An 18238-nucleotide genomic window follows, 5' to 3' on the forward strand; every position below is an offset into this window, starting at 1 on the left:
ATGCTGACTGTCGAAGAACTGAACCAACGTGAAATTCTGCTGCGCGCGGTAGCGGCATCCGCCGGTGCGCTTGCACTTGAAGCCTTCCGCGCCCGCAAGCCCGGCGACTTTACCCTCAAGGGCCATCAGGATTTCCTGACCGAAGCGGATGGTGCCGTGGAAAGTCATGTTCGCAGCGAGATCGCCGCCATGTTTCCGCAGGACGGAATTCTGGGAGAGGAGGCCGGCGGCAAGCCAGCGGAACGCCTGTGGGTGATCGACCCGATCGACGGTACGGCCAATTTCGCCCGGGGCATCCCGCATTTCTGCATCTCCATCGCCTTCTGGGAAAAAGGTGAGACGCTGCTTGGCGCGATCTTCAATCCGGCCTCCGGCGAGTTCTATTTCGCCCGCAAAGGGCAGGGGGCAACAAAGAATGGCGAAGCCATCGCCGTTGCATCCACCGGCGCCATCGCCACCGCATCGGTCGAGATCGGCTGGTCGCCACGCGTCGAGGCATCGGAGTATCTTGGCGCTCAGCAGCGCGTGCTAGACCGCGGCGCCAACATCCGTCGCGGCGCTTCCGGCGCACTCGCCATCGCCTGGGTTGCGGAAGGTCGCACCGATGGCTATGCCGAATGCTACATGAACGCCTGGGATTGCCTTGCAGGTCTCCTGATGGTTCGCGAGGCTGGCGGTATTACCGGAGCTTATCCGGAAAGCGAGAACGAGTTGCTGACGGGCGGCGAGATCTTTGCGGCAGCTCCCGGTATCGCTGCCGAATTTTCTGCCGCGATGAAGATCGCCATTATGGCCGCAGACGAAAAGGGAGAGGCCGCATGACATCCTCTCCTCGCCATGAGCGCCCGCATCTGAGCCTGATCCAGAAGAACCTCCCCGGCCATGATATCGACCTCTATATCGGCGGCCGCGAGGCGGCCAGCAGTCCCGCACTTCTGGAGCGCCACGGGATCAAGGTCGTCGTTAATTGCGCCGTCAATCTCGACATCAATCTTGTCGATTCTGGTAAGGCGGCGGAAGACGAGCAGGTCGTTTCCGGCTCCGGCTTCCTGCGCTATTACAAGCTCGGTCTTGTCGACGATGCAGGAAATGCGGATACGATGCTGCTTGCCGGCTACTATCTGTTGCGTGGCGCGCTGGACCAATCTTTTCCGCAGCGGCCATCCTATCCTAACCGGGACAAGGGCAATGTGCTCGTGAACTGCCGTGCCGGCCGCAGCCGCTCGGTGGCGATCGTTTCGCTGTTTCTGCATATCGAAATGCCGGACGTCTATCCGACGCTGGCATCTGCCATCGATCATGTGCGTGAACGGCGCCAACTGCACCCGGACGAGTGGTTCGAGACGCCGAAACCGGCATTGATCCATGCGGTCGAGCGTGCGGCGGAGATGATCCGGCTGATCGAGACGGCAAACAGGCGAGCCGTCGCATGACAAACCGGCCGCCGCAGAATTTTGCCAGTGCCAGCGAGGTCGCAAGACGGGCAGGGGTCTCCCGCTCCGCCGTCTCGCGCACCTTCACGGAAGGCGCAAGCGTGTCGGAAGAGACGCGCCGCAAGGTTCTCGCTGCCGCCGAAGAACTGAACTACCACGTCAACCATCTGGCGCGGGGTCTCTTGCAGGAGAAAAGCCGGCCAATCTGCATCCTCGGCGGCGATCTGCATGCGCCCTATCAGTCGGCGCTTCTGGAGGCGCTGACACGGCGTATCCAGTCCGCGGGGCGGGCGGCCATGGTCATCAACACGGCCGGCAGCGAAGCGGATTCGCGCGCCGCGCTGCACCAGACGCTGAACTACCGGGCCTCGGCAACCATCGTCCTTTCCGGCGCGCCGCCGGTCTCGCTGGTGCGCACCTGTATCGAGAGCGGCCAGCATGTGATCCTTATCAATCGGCAGGGCCAGATTGAGGAGGCTGACCATATCAGCCTTGATCACAAGAGCGCCATGGATGATGCCTTTCATATGCTGGTTCGCGCCGGTTGCCGTTCTTTTGCGGTCGTGTCGTCGACGAACGAATCTCCCAGTCTCGTCGCCCGCGAAAAACTGTTCTGCGAGAGAGTGGTTGCTGCCGGCTTCGAGTTGCCTCGTATCGTAAAGGTCGGGCCGACGAGCTATCGTAGCGGGGCAGAGGCTGCCCGTCGGCTACTGCCGGGATCTGCGAGGCCGGATGGGGTGTTCTGTGTCACGGATCTGCTTGCCTGCGGTTTCCTCGATGTGGCGCGTAATGATTTCAGGCTCGATATTCCGAGAGATATCTGTGTCGTCGGGTTCGATGATATCGAGCAGGCGGGCTGGGAAGGCTATGCTCTCACGACGTTTCGCCAGCCGATCGAGGAAATGGCTGATGCGATCGTCAAGCGTCTGACGGAGACGCGGCTGACGACCGACCTTCCGCAATCTCTGACGTTCCATGCATTCCCGATCTGGCGAAAGACTGTTCGACCCGACAGTTAACCGGCGTGCCATCGACGTGAGCAATCCAACGTTACTGCCGCAAACGCGGCAATAGCTTCAACGTGATCAGGCCAAAAACGCTGGCCGATGCGAAGCAGAATGCGTATCCGAGACTTTCACCGGCGACAGCCGCCAATTGCCAACCGATCAGGCTTATGATTGCGTCCGCACTCTGGAAGATCGTGAAATCAACACCTGCCTGATCGAGCGAGGCTCTACCCATGAGCTCCGAGTATAGCGCGACAAAGCCGAGGGCGAACATCAGTGCCGATACGAGCAAGGTCAGCAGCAGCAATGGAAGCGATTGCATGTCCCAGTACGCAATCGAAGCCAGCGAAAACATTGCAACTGCCTGCGCTGGAAGCGTCCAGAACATCACCCGGTAGGCGCCGTAGTGGCGCACAAGATAACCTCCGCCGAGCGCTCCAGCGACGCCGAGAACTGTGATCCCCGCTCCGTTGAGCACCCCAAGAAGCGTGAGGCTCATACCCATGTCGATGAGAAAAGGCCCGATCATGGTCATCGCCCACTTTTGGCCGAAGACATAGACCGCGACGAGTATGAGGCCGGATCGTATCTCCGGTCGTTTGAAAGCATTCTTCAGCGAAGGGAGCGGCCGATCGGGACGCGACGCGGGTGCGCCATCTGGCGTCAGCAGGAATGGAAGAGCCAGAACGACGAGCAAGCCTGCCATGAAAAGGCGTGAGGTACGCCAGCTCCAGTGATCCAGCATGATCAGGAAGGCGCCACCACCCAGCGCGGTGCCAAGGTAGGCCCCACCGATCTGTGCCGCGTTCCCCCAGCCCCGATTTTCCTCAGAGAAGCTTTCCACGGCGTGGCCATCGCAGGCAATGTCGATAGTCGCCGAGGCGGTTGATGCGATCATCATCGCAACCGCAAGTGCGCCGACGGTGGTGGGGCCAGTCAGTGCGAGAGCCACAACAGCACCAACGGAAAAAGCACCGACGATGCCGACCGTTAGTCTGGAACGGCGGACGCCGACATGTGGCGACCGGAACCGTTCGACGGTCGGGGCCCAAAGAAACTTCAACGACCACGGCAGAACCGCGAGCAGCGTGAAAGCAATCTCGTTGAGCGATGCGCCACCCTGACGCATGACGGCCGGCAGACCGGCAAAGATCATCGAGCCGATGACACTTTGAGCGACGTAAAGTCCACCGAGCCCAACGATCAGACGTCCATTGGAGTTTTTTGCCTTGTCATGGCTGCAATAACACAGCCTTCTTGAAAGGGGAGAACGTCGGATTTTTCCACGGCAACGACGCGTCGGGGGGCTTCAACAGTGCGCGATGCTAACACGGTCAAGGATCTGTCCAAGTGTTTCCCTGAAACCGGCTTCGGTCTCGGAACTTAGCCAATGTTCCATGGCGACATGAACGGTTGCGATCATCGTCGCGGCGGCTAGGCGTGGATAAATGTCGCGCTTCTCATCCATGCCTTCCCGAAGCGCGATCGCTTTGGCCGCCATGATTTCGATCTGCCCGTCAATCCGGCGACGTTCCAGAACAAGGTCGGGATCGTTATACATCAAGATAACCTGAGTGAGCCAATCTTTGCGGGGGACCTCCGGAAATCCTGAAATAATCGCGGTGCGTAGCGCGGCATCCGTGCTCAGATCCGGCGAGATGTCGCTGATGGAATTGCTGATAAGCCTGCCTGCCTGCAACAGGATATCCAGCATCGCAGCTTCCTTCGAGGGGAAGTAATTATTGAAGGTTCGCGGAGATACATTTGCAGCGGCTGCGATATCTTCGACGCGCACCTTGGCGGCTCCATGCTCCACGGCCAAGCTGACCGCGGCCTTGATGAGCTTCTCCCGTGTTTCGTGTTTTTTACGTTCACGCAATGAGATTTGGTTCACTGCAACTTGCCTTCCTGCTTTTGCGTCGCCTGGCGAAAATCGGAAACATGCTTACAAGAGGTGCACAGAATATATCTACCACATTTTGAAACGCGGCTTGGGATGTGCTGGACTGACGGCGTGGCGCGCCGCGAGCGCAAGTTATTCGGCAAGTGTGGCGTATGGGTTCCGCAAAAGCCGAAACGGCTCTAGCAGCCCTGTATCAGCATGACTTTGGTTCGATTGCGGCCCGCAAGCTTGGCGTCGTAAAGCAGCCGGTCTGCTTGTCTGTAAAGCTCCGCAAACTCCGCATCTATGTCTGGAGCCGAATTCGTCATACCCATGCTGGCGGTCACTGTTCGCTCAAGGTTTGGCAGCGCATTTGCAACTGCAATGGTGATCGCCTGGCGCCGGCGTTCTGCCCGCAACTGTGCATCTTCTCCGCGCACAAGCAGCACGAACTCCTCACCACCGAGGCGGAAGGCATGAACCCCAGGATCCGCCCGGAGGGCTTCCGCCACGGCTTTCAGGACTTCATCGCCGATTTCGTGACCATAAATGTCATTGATCGACTTGAAGTGGTCGAGGTCGAGCACGGCAAATGCCCGATAGCCGTCAGCGCGATATTTCTCGAAATTCTGCTCGATTGCGCGTCGATTGAGCAGTCCCGTCAAAGCATCGTGTTCTGACAGGCGCTCGAAAACATCCGCCTCGAAGCGCGCGCTGTCTCTCTGCCGCTTGAGCGTCATGAAGCGATCTGCAACGCCGAGCGTTGTAAACAAGACCTCGCAGACGCACCCCACGTAAAAGAGCAGCATGGCATCGGTGCTCTCCAGCCAGGGGAGTACACCCGTCACCAGACGCACCGCTCCGACCATGATCACAGGTACATAACCGATCGCCTGGAACTTGGCTGCACGGCTTCCGCGCCGCAACGCATCGGCGACCGACAGTATGAAGATGGCGAGAACCGGTGCGAAGGCCGCCGTATATACTGTTGATTGAACCGGCCGCGCGACGAAGGGAAAGGCCGCGTGAAAGATACTGAGAAGCATCGCCCATGCCGCGCAACCTAGCAGTGCGCGACGAAGGATGGGATGAAGGCGACCCGGCTCGATGAAACTGTAGGTGAACATCGCGCCCGAAGCGACTGTAATCCCGAAAATAATCGTCGTCATCCAGCTCAATGTCATGGCCGGCGGATCAAAGAGTACGACGGCTAATCCGGAGGAGACAACAATCGTCAGCAACAACGAGATCGTTAGCGTGGCATGCCACAGCACAAATGGCTCGCGCAGGACCCGATAAAACGCCGCATTGAAAAGCAGTGGCATCATAAGCATGCCGGCAAGCATCGCCAACAATACGAATGAGCCCAGCAGCTTGTAGTCGAGGGTAAGATCGGACGGTGCCAGATAGGCTCTTTCCAGCGTCATGCGATGGCTTGGCAGATCGAATGCGACAACAACCTGCTGCGTCTCGCGCGTTACGTCCGGAAGACCCGCCTTGAAATAACCGCCGCGCAGAGAGCTTTTCAGCTCACTCGCGGCAAATGAGTTCTGGCGTATCGCACCATCCCGATCAATGGCCAGAAGATGCACCGCCTCAAGCGCGCTTCGCCTGGAAAAAAAGTATTGGGGAAGTGCATCTCCCGGGCCGAGATCAAACCGCAGAAGGACACGTTCACCCTCCAGCGAATAGGTTGCATCCCCGCAAACCCAACGCTCGGGGGATCGGGCAGTAGTGGTCAGGTCATCTGATAAGTTGCTCGAAGCCCAACAGGAGCTCGAAATTTCGTGCGTTTCATCCGCGTGCAGGGGATCGGCTGCCAGAGATGCCAGCATCACTAGGCCCATCACGGCGATCAGAAGCGTTTTTCGCAGGCAATCCCACACCATGGGTCGACGCTACACGCCAAAGATTGCAATGAGGTTACACGAAAAGGGTTACTCTTTACGCTTGACCTTGCTTCCACTGCTCGGCCAAAAGGAACCGACGCAAGGCTGGAGGTTTTATGGTCGAGCCCGTTCTGAAAGCCGCGCTGCATGGCTCGAACTGCAGGCTTGAGGCTCGAGATCTCACTCTGATCTACGGTGAGCGAACCATCTCGCGCGATCTGAGCTTCAGGGTGCCGGATGGGCTTTTCACCGTCATCGTCGGCCCAAATGCCTGTGGCAAGTCCACGCTTTTAAGGGCGCTCGCGCGGATCATTCGGCCAGGTGCCGGCCATGTCGTGCTTGACGGCAAGGAGATCGATCGCATTCCGGCCCGCGAAGTCGCCCGTACACTCGGTCTTTTGCCGCAAAGTTCGGTCGCGCCCGATGGGATCACTGTCGCCGATCTCGTTGCTCGTGGCCGCTATCCGCACCAGTCTTTCCTGCAGCGCTGGAGCCAGGCGGACGAGGATGCGGTCTCATGGGCGATGCGGACTGCCCGAGTGGAAGAGCTTGCCGAGCGAGCCGTCGATGAACTTTCCGGCGGTCAGCGCCAGCGTGTATGGATTGCGATGGTTTTGGCGCAGGAAACGCCGCTTCTTCTACTCGACGAGCCGACGACCTTTCTCGACATCGCGCACCAGATTGAGCTTCTCAATCTCCTGCGCGATCTGAACCGCCGTCAGGGCAATACGGTCGTCGCGGTGCTGCACGATCTCAATCAGGCTTGCCGTTACGCGGATCATATCGTCGCCATGCGCGACGGCACCATTGTTGCGGAAGGAGATCCGCGCAGCGTCATGACCGCGGAGCTTGTGAAGACGGTTTTCGGGCTTGCGGCGATCGTTATCGACGATCCGGTGACCGGCGATCCGATGGTCGTGCCGCTCGATGAGATGGCCCCATCGCCTTGACCTTGTGGTCAGCGCTGTTTCGATCGTGTGAGCAGCCAGAGCAGATAGAGGCCGCCAACCAGGCCGGTCGTCCGCCCGATGGGCAGAACGAAGTCGGTTGCGATGTACTGGGTCACGAGATCGGCGATGACCAGCAGGAAAGCGCCCATGGCTGCAGCGCTCACAACAGGCATTCCGCGCGAGGCGGTCAAACGTGCGGCAAGCTGCGGTGCCGCTAGCGCCAGAAAGGCGATTGGTCCCGCCGCACCGGTGGCGACGCCGGCGAGAAGAACGGCGCAGGCAATCATGGCGAACCGAGTCCGCTCGACATTCACACCGAGTTGCCGGGCCAGGTCGTCGCCCATCTCGATCATCCGCAGCCGTGTCGCTGTAAGGCCGACCAACGGGATGAGCAGAAGTGCGCCGCCGATCACGGTCGATGCGTGATCCCAGTTGCGGGCATCGAGCGAACCGGAAAGCCAGAGATTGGCGGCGATTGCATTATCGAGGTCGCCCTTCACCAGCATCAGGCCGTTGAGGGCGTTGAGCGTTGCACCTGCTCCGATACCGATCAGCACCAGACGATAGCCGCCAGTCACCCCCTGGCGGAAAGATAGGAGATAGACGAAGGTTGCTGTCGCCAACCCGCCGAGCATGGCCGACAGAGCCACGGCGAGCGGGCCGCCACCGAAGATGACGATCTGTATCAACGCGCCTGTTGCGGCCCCGGTGGTGAAGCCGATCACATCCGGCGAGCCAAGCGCATTGCGAGATACGGACTGAAAGACGGCGCCCGAAACGCCAAGAGATGCACCGGCAAAGATCGCGACGAGCAAGCGAGGCAGGCGCAGGTTCATGACGACCTGTTCGCGCATGCCGCCCTGACCATATCCGAGGAGCGTTGCGACGACATCCGTGAACGGCACCGAGACACGCCCGAGCGTGATGGCAAAGAGCGCCGCGAGGAATGTGAGAACTGCCAGGCAGAGTGTTATTGCGACAGGACGAATGGTGATCGAAAAGGACATGCGTCGGCTGCGCCAGACAAGCCGGCGAGCGGTGCCGGTGGAATTGGGGGCGGATGCGCGGCTCATGGTTTCGATATCCGATGGCGACGAACGAGCGCGATGAAGAAAGGTCCACCCATCAGCGCCACCATGATGCCGACCCCGACCTCACCGGGTGGCGCGATCACCCGTCCAAGCGCGTCGGCGCTGACCGTCAGGAGTGCCGCAATCGTCATGGCGTAAGGCAGCAGCCAGCGATGGCCGGGCCCGGTGATAAGCCGGGCGATATGCGGCGCGGTCAGGCCGATGAAGCCGATCGGGCCTGCAGCGGCCGTCGCGGCGCCCGAAAGAATGATCACGGCAAGCGCCGAAAGGCTCCAGATATGCATCGGATTGCCGCCGAGCGCCTTGGCGAGGTCTGCTCCGAGGGCCGCCGTGTCCAATGCCTTGGTCAAGGTGAGGGCGATCAGGATTCCGACCGATGAAAGGGCGAGGGCCGGCACGAGAACCGCATAACCACGTCCCTGCAGCGAGCCGACCGACCAGTTGCGAAACTGATCAAAAACCTGTTCGTCGCTGTTGACCAGAACGATCTGCGTCAGCGACAGAAGGACGACAGAGAGGGCCGCTCCGGCCAGGACGACACGCACCGGATCACCGTTTTGCCCCAAGTTGCCAAGCAGATAGACGGCGGCTCCGGCCAAGGCGGCCCCCAACATGCCGAAGGCCATGTAGGCGCTCACATCGGTGATGCCGAATAGGACAATCGCGCCGGTGACCGCCATGGCCGCCCCGGCATTGATGCCAAGGATGCCGGGATCCGATAGGGGATTGCGGGTGAGCGCCTGCATGATCGTGCCGGCTGCCCCAAGTGAAGCGCCAACTACGATGGCAAGCAGGGTGCGGGGAATGCGCAGCAGCCGAACCAGGAGATGATCGCTGTCGGCGGGATCGAAATGAATGATCGCGTTCCAGGTCGTGGCCAGGGGGATGGGACGGGCGCCAGCGACTATGCCGAAGACGACTGCGGCGAGAAGCAGCACGAAGAGCGCGCAGAGCCCTGCCGTCAGGCGGCTGTCACGTGTCCGGATCGGCGCAGCCGTGCGTCTCGATAGCGTGCGCAAGACCTCAGTTTCCGAACCTTGAGACGATGCCGTCGACGATTTCCTTGCCGCTGTAATAGTCGATGCGGAAGGAATGGATGCCAAGGCCGAATACCTGGCCGTTCTTTACCGACGGCAGGTTGGCGAGCACGGGATCATTGCGGAACGCGGCTGCCTTGCTGTCGTCTACCCGAAGGAGAAACGTTGTCTCGGCCTTGAGATCCACCAGGCGCTCGTAGTCCGCCCAGACGAAATCGTCGCGGCTTGCCGCCTGCGTGTGCCATGCCGGATCCGGAGCCTCGATGTCGAAGCCGAGAGCTGCGAGAAGGGCCGCATGCGGACCGCCCGGTCGCCCGATAGGGTTGCTCTGGCCGGCTCCGTTGAAGCTGATGATATTGGCCTTGCCGGCAGGGATTTTGATCTTGGCTTTGGCTGCTGCGACATAAGCGTCGAAATCCGCGATCGAAGCGGCGGCCTCCTTCTCCAGTCCCGTCGCGCTGCCCAGTTCGGTCGCAAGCTCCTGCCACGAAAGGGCGCCATCATCGACGAGAATGGTCGGCGCGACCTGCCGGAATGCGGCAAGCTGGTCCTTCGTCGAGCCTGCGCCGCTTGCCGTCACGATGATGAGATCGGGTTCGGTGGCGTAGACGGCTTCCAAATCGACCTTACCGGCCGGCCAGGCATTTTCGATCTTTTGCTCCTTAGCCACCTTTTCCCACTGGGCGAAGAACTGGCCGTTGGCGGCCGAGCCACTTGCAATTACCGGAGCCCTGATCGCCAGAAGCGTGCCCGTCAGCGTCACCGAGGTCGAGAGAATGCGTTTCGGCTTGGCCGGTATTTCCGTTTGGCTGCCATCGACATTGGTAAAGTTGCGCGGCCACGGCTCTGCCGCGGAGGCCTGCGACCAGAATAGAAGCGAAGCAATCACCGCTATAGTGATTCGCCTCGCGAATCGGCCGATCGCCGCATTCCTCATGGCTGCATTCTCCGCTGACGGCGTGGGAAGGGCAGGGGCCGTGCCGTCTGCTCGCAGCCCGTGCGGGCGGGAGCATTATCATCGCAGGCGAGCGCTCGCCACCGAAACATGAGCGCATCGCGCAGGATTGTTCGGGCTGCGTCGTTCAGCCCTCGGCCGGACCTGTCTGACGCCGCAACGACGAAGGCGGATAGCCGAAATGCTTGCGAAAGGCGGTCGTGAAATTCGACAGATGCACGTAGCCCGCCTCATAGGCGATATCGGAAATGCTGCGATTGCTGAAGAGAAGCGCCTGGCGCGCCTCGGTCAGCCAGCGATTTCGGATGAATTCGTTGAGCGAGCAATGATGCGCCTTGCGCACCAGTCGCTGCAGCGTCGCCTGGCTGGCGCCGAGTTCACTCGCCATCTCGCTGACGGCAAGTTCCTGGGCTGAATGACGATCGATATACTGCACAAGGGCATAGATGCGCTGCTGTTCGGCGGCCGTCAGGTTCGTTGGGGGCATGACCGCATCGGGATTGGAGCCGAAGGCTGCCGTCAGTGCTTCATAGACGATCGCCAGTGTGTGGCTTTCCAGAAGCACGGCAGAAAACGGCGGCTTGCGGGCGGCGATATCGAACATCTGGCGGGCGAGGAATTCCACCTTGCGATTTGGCTGCCATTGCCAGAAACCCGGATTTCCACCCAGAAGTGTCTGGAACTTGTCGGGAGCCTCGCTTGCCTCGGAAAAGCGCTGCAGCCATTCGCGCGACATGCCGATGACCATCTTGTCGAGATACTGGCCCTTGCGTGCCCGTCGACGAAGGCGCGCGCCGTTTTCGTGGGCGACGATGATCGCCGAGGATTGCCAGCGCCCCTGCGCTGTGCGTTGAGGCATTGGCATCGGCACGCCGTTTAGCGAAGCCTCGACAAAGCCCTCTAGGAAAATCTTGATGCAGATCTGTGCGTCGAGCGCCACTTCCATCTCGAGATCGTCCACCTGCATGCGGCGGCCGAAATTGACGTGGATGCCATCCATCCGCACCTGCCCGACAATACCGCATGCGACAACCGCATCTCCTTGATCGCCGCCATCGAGCACGCGCACGCCGTTTTTGCGCAGCTCGCGTCGTGTCAGGACGGGGTTGGGATTGGCAACGACGGGCGGAAGGGGATCGACGGCGCTGTTCACACAGGTCTCCTGCATAAGTTTATGCGTGATTAACGAAAGCGGAGGTTTGCAAGACCACGTATACGAATACATGAAATATGCACTCAAGAATAGCCGCGACGGGGGATGTCCGGCACTGTTTGCCGTGTGGGGCGCGACAATCGTGCGGACAAGAACTGGTTGCCCAGGGGTATGGGAATGAACGGAAATAAGACAATCATCCAGCGGCAGGCAATCGGGCGGCTGACGCGGATCCTGCTGGCGACCACTGTGTTGACAGGTCTGGCGACCGCAGCACAGGCGCAGGATACCGGCAATAGCCAGGCCAGCACGGAACTGGCGCCGATCGTGCTCGAAGGCGCGACTTACGAGACAGAAGGCACGAACAGCTATACGACGAGGGAAATCAGCGTCGGCGACAAGGACACGCGCACCCTGCGCGAAGTGCCGCAATCGACCACGGTCATGACGCGCGAACGTCTCGACGACGGTAATTTCTCCTCACTCGATACCGTCATGCGTAAGACGCCGGGCGTCGTGGTCCTGACCAATGATGATGGCCGCTCCAGCCTCTATTCACGCGGTTTCGAATACGACACGCTTTACATGAACGGCCTTTCGACGCCGGTCTCCTCCATCTACGGCACGCAGCCGGACATGGTCGCGGTCGACCATATCGAAATCCTGCGCGGCCCTTCAGGCCTCTTTGGCGGAGCAGGTGAGCCGGCAGGTGCCGTCAACATGCGCCTCAAACAGGCTTCCGACGAATACAAGGCCAGCATCAACACGATCATGAGTTCGTGGGACGGCAAGCGTATCGAAGGCGATGTGACCGGACCGCTGACCAAATCCGGTCGGGTGCGCGGCCGCCTGGTCGGCGCGCTTTCTACCAAGGACAGCTTCATCGATACCGTCGACAACAAAGTCGGCACCATCTACGGCACGATCCAGGCCGACATCACCGACAACACGACGGCAACGCTGAGCGTCAATCACACCCGCCGCAACATCACGCCGTTCAACGGCCTGCCGACATTCGAAGACGGCACGCTGATCGATCTGCCGCGATCGACCTATACCGGCGCCGACTGGAACAATTTCGAAAACAACGTCACGCAGTATATCGCCGAACTCGAACACCGTTTCGATGACGGCGGCCATGCGAAGATTTCGGCGCTTTATTCGCGGGTGGACGTCGATTTCCTTTATGCATTTGCGGCTGGCCCAGCGGATGCGTCAGGTAATATTGCGAGGGGAACCAGCTGGCTTGCCCGTTCCTATGAGCAGGATTCGATTTCGCTCGACGCGCATGTCAGCAAACCTTTCGAGATTTATGGGCTGGAGAATAATATCATCGCCGGCGTCGACTATCGCGGAAGCGATGACAGTCTATGGAACCAGAGAGGCACGATTGCCGGCACGCAGAACATTTACGATTGGACCAATGTCGCTAAGCCGACCGTTACCTATGGTAGCCCGGAAGAAAGAGAAACCGATCAATACGGTATCTATGGCCAGTGGCGCATCAAGCCAATCGACAAGCTGACCTTGATCGGTGGTGGCCGCTTCAGCTGGTATGACGCTCAGTCAGGCGACAGCGAAGTCAAGGTCAAGGGCGAGTTCACCCCCTATGCGGGCATCATCTATGATTTGACGGACCGTGTCTCGGCCTATGCCAGCTACACGGAAATCTTCCAGCCCCAGTCGGTTAAGGATGCTTCGGGCGACATCCTCGATCCACGGACCGGCGAGCAATATGAGATCGGCCTCAAGGCGGAACTGACTGATGATCTCAATGCCTCGCTTGCATGGTTTGATCTGACTGACAAAAATCGCGCGGTCTCCAACCCGAGCAGCCTCGGTGACTATCTCGCAGGTGGCGAAGCGCATATGCGCGGCATCGAGTTCGAAATCAACGGCGAGATCCTGCCAAATTGGGAGGCGATGGCCGGTTACACCTATACCGACACAAAGTTCAAGAATACCGTCGGTGCAGCTGGTTCCGAGTTTTATACGCCGGAGCATATGCTTCAGCTCTTCACCAAATACACCTTCGACGGTTCAGGCACTTGGACCGACGGCCTCTTCGTTGGCGGCGGGGTGAAGTTGTTCTCGTCGTTCAAGAACATATCGCGATCTGTCAATGCAACGACCGGCGCGACGTCAGCCACAGCGATCGAAGCCCCCGGTTACGGTGTGGTCGATCTGCAGGCAGGCTACAAGTTCAACGAGAACCTGACGGCCAGCCTGACGGTCAACAACGTGTTCGACAAGAAATACTACGAACGCGTCGGTGGCACCTCGGTGTTCAATTTCTACGGCGAACCGCGCAATGTCGTCTTCAAGCTGAACGCGACCTTCTGATCACGATATAGACGAAAACCAAAGAAACGGCCCGGAGCGAATGTTCCGGGCCGTTTTCGTTGTAGAAACACGTCGAATTGGAAAGGCTATGGCTGGCTGAAAGCCATGGCCTGCGCGCGCCGGACACCGTGAAGAAGCATGTCGAAATGATCGTGATCGGCGGCGACAACCAGATCCACCTTAGTTGCCGGATTCGCGCGCGCAATCAGGCTGGCGGCTTCGGTGATATTGTCGACCATGGCGCGGCGAGACAGATGTTCCTGCCGTCCAGCCGGCAAGGCATGCGTCGCATATTGTTCGTCCTTGCCGACGGTGATGACAAGTCGTTCTGCTTTGCCTGTCGCCGCATTTTCGCGCATGCGGCGCATCATCAAGGCGTCGCTAAACCAGAGTGACGGACTTGCAGCCCAATATCGCTGAAAATGGCCGGGACAGTGCAACAACGTGTGGACGGTGAAAAGCCCGCCATAGGAAAAACCGAACAATGTGTTGCGGGCTGGATCGAGCGGGTAAAGCTCGGAAAGAACCGGCCGCAGCTCTTCGACGAGGAAGTGCAGAAAGTGCTTGGCACCGCCGAAGACACTTGAGACGACATCTCCAGTCTCGTGATCCGGTTCAGGTGTGTAATTCCTGGATCTGGCAGGTGCATCAAAGGGGGCGCCGCCCGGAAATCCGATTGCAACGATGAGACCGGCAGCGTGATCTGATGGCTTTGACGCCGGCGGAAACAAGCCGTTTGCAGGCTGGGTGAAAACAAGCGGAAAGCTTGCATCTCCATCCAGCATCCAAAGCACGGGATAGCCGGTTTGGGGCGGCGGGCCTGCGGGAATGCGGACAAGAATCCGGTAGCTTTCACCGGTCCGTTTCGAGCAAATTTCAAATGTTTTTGCCGCCGGCAGCTGAACCGATTGCCATTCACTCATGCCTTGCTTCATGGCGGTCATTGTCGTCCGATAGGGTGTTGCGGAGCCGCTCGGCAAAACAGGAATTGGCCGAGATGGAATTTGGTCGAAAACTATCAGAGATCAGTGAGTTATGGTACCGCCTGATTTATGGGAAACAGGCGTTTTGGGGCATGCCGTTTCAAGATTTTATCCGAATGCGGTACGGCCCGATCCTATGCTTTTGCGAACCGTCCGATCCCGAAATCATGCAAGGGTGTTTCCGTTCCGCCGGTTACGATCAACTCGGCCATGACATCGCCCACACCGGGGCCGAGCTGGAACCCGTGTCCGCAAAAGCCGAAGGCGTGGTAAAGTCCTTCGGTCGTGGCGGATGGTCCCATGACAGGAAGGCCGTCGGCGACATACCCTTCACAGCCCGACCATGTGCGGATCACCGATGCGTTGGCAAGTGCCGGCAAGAGCGGGAGAAGCGCCTTGAGCTGCGCCGGAAGGCGGGCGGGATCGGCTTTCGCGTGGCCGCTGTCGAGCGAGACATCAGTGCGTTCTGCACCGCCGCCAAAGACGATGTTGCCGCGTTCTACCTGTCGAAGATACCCGCCGCCGTGATCATGCCCCCAGACGCCGACGACCGGAAGAACCCGATGGGGTAGCGGTTCGGTCACGCCCATCTGCGGCCCCTTGGCAATGATTGGCACCGGTTCGGAAAATTGCGTGGCAATTCGGGCGCCCCAGGCACCCGCCGTGTTGAGCAGGATCGGAGAGGAGCAGACGCCCTTTGAGGTTCTGACTTCGAAACCGGAGGCTGTTTTTGTAATGCCGTCGACGACGGCATCCTCGACGATGTCTGCGCCCAGCCGACGGGCGGCATCCGCGAAGGCAGGTGCGATGAACCGGGGATTGCCGCTCCCGTCCTGCGGCGAGAAGGATGCTCCGATCGCTGTTGGGCCAAGGCCCGGAAATCGGGCTTGGACATCCTTCGGGCCGAGTTCCTCCAGGTCCAACCCCCAGGGCCGCGCCGCCTCGGAGAAGCTCCGCATCTCATTGAGCCCCTTCTCGGTGAAGATCAGGCGTAGATGGCCGGTGGCGCGAAACTCGACATCGCGGCCAAGCAGCTTTTCCGCCTCTCTCCACAGTGCGAGTGACCTATGGGCGAGCGGGAGTTGCGGCAGGTATCTGCCACTTCGACGGATGTTTCCGAATGACGCGACCGTCGCGCCGCTGCCGATGCGGTTTCGCTCGATCAGCGTCACGCGCAGCCCGCGGCGTGCCAGGAAATAGGTCGAGGCGGCACCCATCAGGCCGCCACCGACAACAATCACATCCATCCGGTTTCCTCGTCAATTGCCTGAATACGCATGCAGAGTGGCCGAGCCGGTGAGGGGAAGTCAAAGTCGGGCTTTTGGCTGTCCCATAAGCTCAGCTTATGGGATGCGGGTCTTTCCGTCTTGGACCTCTCCCTTTCCGTCATGTCACCTTTGCGCAACCAGACGGAAAGGGACCCAATATGGACAATGCGGCAGCGCCCGGTAAAAGCCATCCCAAGCAACAGGACTGGAAGGTCGGTGTCGATATCGGCGGAACCTTCATCGATTTCTGCGCGCTCGAAACGCGCTCTGGCAGGGTCGCGTCTCTGAAGGTTCTGACGACGCCGGACGATCCGGGGGCGGAATTGATGACCGGTCTTTCTCTGCTTGCCGAACGTGAGGGACTTGATCCGGCCGCGATCAGCCGCTTCGTCCACGGCACGACGGTCGGGATCAACACCGTCATCCAGAGGCGCGGCGTGTCGCTGGCGCTGATGACCAATGCCGGGTTCGAGGACGTGATCGAACTGGCGCGGCTGAGAATGCCCGATGTCTATTCGCTCTTCTGTTCACGTCCCGATCAACTGATCTCCCGTGACATGGTGTTCGGCATTCCGGCGCGACTGAGAGCCGATGGCAGCGAAGCGCAGGCGCCGGATATGCAGGCCGTCGATGAAGCTGTCGCCACCGCGAAGGCAAAAGGTGCATCGGGCATCATCATCTCTTTTCTCCATTCCTGGCGCAACGACGCCCAGGAAGCGGCGGTCAAGGCGCAGATCGCAAAATCGGCGCCTGATCTGTTTGTCTTCACCTCCTCGGAGGTCTGGCCGGTCATTCGCGAATACGAGCGGACAACGACCGCAATCCTCAACGGCTATGTTCATCCGCGCGTCTCGGGATATCTCACGGCGCTGGAGGACAAGCTCGTCTCCCGTGGCGTGACGGCTCCGGCACTGCTGACCAAGTCGAATGGCGGAGTGATGAACGCGGCGGAGGGCAAGCGCGCCTGCGTGCAGATGCTGCTGTCAGGTACGGCATCCGGTGTCATCGGCGCGGCCTGGCTTGCGCGCCGTGCCGGCGAAAAACATATCCTGACGCTTGATATCGGCGGGACATCGGCCGACTTCGCGCTCATCATCGACGGCGAGCCGCAATTCGGCACGGGGGGACTGATCGGCGAGTTTCCGCTGCATATCCCGTCGGTTTCGGTCAGCTCCATCGGTATCGGCGGTGGGTCGATTGCGAGCGTCGATGCGCAGGGCGTGTTGCGCATAGGGCCTGAATCGGCCGGGTCGACGCCTGGACCTGCATGTTACGGGCGTGGCGGCACGCAGGCGACGGTCACGGATGCAATGGCGGTCTGTGGCTGGCTCGGACACAGCCAGATGGCATATGGTCAGCTACAGATCGATGTAGCTCTGGCACGGGCGGCGGTCTCGAAATTAGCCGACCAGATCGGCCGCACGGCTGAAGAAGCGGCGCAGGCCATTCTCGATATCGCCATTTCCGAAATGTTCGTCGAAGTGGAAAAGCTTGCTTCACGTGCTGCCGTGGATCTTCGGGAATTCACCCTGATGCCGTTCGGCGGTGGCGGGCCGATGCTCGGTGCATTCCTTGCACGTGAGTTCAAGATGGCGAAGGTGATAGGACCGCCGCGTCCGGGCGTCGTTTCGGCGCTCGGTGGTCTGGTCGCTGATCTTCGCGGCGATTTCATCCGCACCGTCTTCACGCATCTTGCCGCCGAGGCGACACCGCTGTTGCGTAAGGCGCTGGATCAACTCTCTGCCGAGGGGTTGGCATGGCTTTCGAAACAGGGGCATGAGGGGCCGGCGACACTGAATGTTTCCGCCGACATGCGCTATGTCGGCCAGAGTTTCGAGATCGAAGTGCCGGTTCAGGCGGCCTGGATCGCCAAAGGCGAACTTGACCCGATCGAGGAAGCTTTTCACGCAATGCATTTGAAACTCTACGATTTCGACGATCCGGATGGTGAGATCGAGATCGTCAACCTGCGGCTTTCGGCAATTGGTGCCGGGCCGGCTCTGGAGTTTCCGATCGAGGCCGAAGACAGGGGCATCGCGGTCGAGCCCGAACGGGAGATCCCCGTCTTCACCGGCAAGGAATTCGAGTGGATCGGCCTTTATCGGCGAGACCTTTTGCGTCCTGGCGGACGTTTCTCCGGACCTGCCGTCGTCGCGCAGGAGGATACGACCTTTGCCATTCCGGCCGGTGCTACCGTCGATGTCGACCGCCACCTGAACCTGCATCTGACCTTTTCGGAGTAACCGT

At 60.0% G+C, this 18238-nt stretch carries 15 protein-coding genes; 6 read left to right on the forward strand and 9 right to left on the reverse strand.

The annotated features are described in order from the left end of the window. The 3 genes from JNB91_RS25775 to JNB91_RS25785 are packed head-to-tail and all read left to right on the forward strand — an operon-like array spanning position 1 to position 2452. Positions 1-822: an inositol monophosphatase family protein gene (locus tag JNB91_RS25775; protein WP_220328344.1), complete on the forward strand. Its 822-nt coding sequence runs from the start codon at positions 1-3 to the stop codon at positions 820-822. Continuing rightward, on the forward strand, positions 819-1433 hold the full coding sequence (locus JNB91_RS25780; protein ID WP_220328345.1) for a dual specificity protein phosphatase family protein: 615 nt from the start codon (positions 819-821) through the stop codon (positions 1431-1433). The genes JNB91_RS25775 and JNB91_RS25780 overlap by 4 nt, the downstream gene beginning before the upstream one ends. Further along, positions 1430-2452: a LacI family DNA-binding transcriptional regulator gene (locus tag JNB91_RS25785; protein ID WP_220328346.1), complete on the forward strand. Its 1023-nt coding sequence runs from the start codon at positions 1430-1432 to the stop codon at positions 2450-2452. Before JNB91_RS25780 ends, JNB91_RS25785 begins: the two co-directional genes overlap by 4 nt. A 31-nt stretch (positions 2453-2483) precedes the next feature. On the opposite strand, the gene JNB91_RS25790 is transcribed toward JNB91_RS25785, so the two are convergent. The 3 genes from JNB91_RS25790 to JNB91_RS25800 form a co-directional block, all read right to left on the reverse strand. After that, a complete protein-coding gene (locus tag JNB91_RS25790; RefSeq protein ID WP_430736365.1) occupies positions 2484-3692 on the reverse strand; it encodes an MFS transporter in 1209 nt (402 codons plus the stop codon). Positions 3693-3749: 57 nt separating this feature from the next. Continuing rightward, complete coding sequence (locus JNB91_RS25795; protein WP_220328348.1) at positions 3750-4334, reverse strand: TetR/AcrR family transcriptional regulator; 585 nt, start codon at positions 4332-4334, stop codon at positions 3750-3752. A gap of 188 nt (positions 4335-4522) precedes the next feature. Continuing rightward, a complete protein-coding gene (locus JNB91_RS25800; RefSeq protein ID WP_220328349.1) occupies positions 4523-6211 on the reverse strand; it encodes a GGDEF domain-containing protein in 1689 nt (562 codons plus the stop codon). A gap of 116 nt (positions 6212-6327) precedes the next feature. Between JNB91_RS25800 and JNB91_RS25805 the strand changes: the two genes are divergently transcribed. Continuing rightward, complete coding sequence (locus JNB91_RS25805) at positions 6328-7161, forward strand: ABC transporter ATP-binding protein (protein WP_220328350.1); 834 nt, start codon at positions 6328-6330, stop codon at positions 7159-7161. Between the two features lie 8 nt (positions 7162-7169). Here JNB91_RS25805 and JNB91_RS25810 read toward each other — a convergent pair whose 3' ends face one another. From JNB91_RS25810 to JNB91_RS31490, 4 genes are all read right to left on the reverse strand, one after another. Continuing rightward, positions 7170-8234, reverse strand: a complete 1065-nt coding sequence (locus JNB91_RS25810) for a FecCD family ABC transporter permease (protein WP_220328351.1) — start codon at positions 8232-8234, stop codon at positions 7170-7172. Further along, on the reverse strand, positions 8231-9271 hold the full coding sequence (locus JNB91_RS25815) for a FecCD family ABC transporter permease (RefSeq protein ID WP_223218388.1): 1041 nt from the start codon (positions 9269-9271) through the stop codon (positions 8231-8233). Before JNB91_RS25815 ends, JNB91_RS25810 begins: the two co-directional genes overlap by 4 nt. A gap of 4 nt (positions 9272-9275) precedes the next feature. Then, the gene (gene fepB / locus JNB91_RS25820; protein ID WP_346269394.1) at positions 9276-10178 is read right to left on the reverse strand and encodes a Fe2+-enterobactin ABC transporter substrate-binding protein; all 903 of its coding nucleotides are present in this window, start codon (positions 10176-10178) and stop codon (positions 9276-9278) included. Positions 10179-10371: 193 nt separating this feature from the next. Beyond that, the gene (locus JNB91_RS31490; RefSeq protein WP_220328353.1) at positions 10372-11397 is read right to left on the reverse strand and encodes a helix-turn-helix domain-containing protein; all 1026 of its coding nucleotides are present in this window, start codon (positions 11395-11397) and stop codon (positions 10372-10374) included. Between the two features lie 177 nt (positions 11398-11574). On the opposite strand from JNB91_RS31490, the gene JNB91_RS25830 reads away from it, so the two are divergent. Beyond that, the gene (locus tag JNB91_RS25830; protein ID WP_220328354.1) at positions 11575-13740 is read left to right on the forward strand and encodes a TonB-dependent siderophore receptor; all 2166 of its coding nucleotides are present in this window, start codon (positions 11575-11577) and stop codon (positions 13738-13740) included. An 86-nt stretch (positions 13741-13826) separates the two neighbouring features. Here JNB91_RS25830 and JNB91_RS25835 read toward each other — a convergent pair whose 3' ends face one another. Continuing rightward, entirely contained in the window at positions 13827-14684 is an 858-nt protein-coding gene (locus tag JNB91_RS25835; RefSeq protein ID WP_346269395.1) for an alpha/beta hydrolase, read from the reverse strand. A gap of 173 nt (positions 14685-14857) precedes the next feature. Then, positions 14858-15970 (reverse strand): NAD(P)/FAD-dependent oxidoreductase, encoded by a 1113-nt coding sequence (locus tag JNB91_RS25840; RefSeq protein ID WP_220328356.1) that lies wholly within the window; start codon positions 15968-15970, stop codon positions 14858-14860. Positions 15971-16149: 179 nt separating this feature from the next. Here JNB91_RS25840 and JNB91_RS25845 point away from each other — a divergent pair, with 179 nt between their 5' ends. Continuing rightward, a complete protein-coding gene (locus JNB91_RS25845) occupies positions 16150-18234 on the forward strand; it encodes a hydantoinase/oxoprolinase family protein (RefSeq protein WP_220328357.1) in 2085 nt (694 codons plus the stop codon). The last annotated feature ends 4 nt before the right edge of the window (positions 18235-18238 follow it).

It is taken from the genome of Aliirhizobium wenxiniae (assembly GCF_019511445.1).
Lineage (GTDB): Bacteria > Pseudomonadota > Alphaproteobacteria > Rhizobiales > Rhizobiaceae > Neorhizobium > Neorhizobium wenxiniae_A.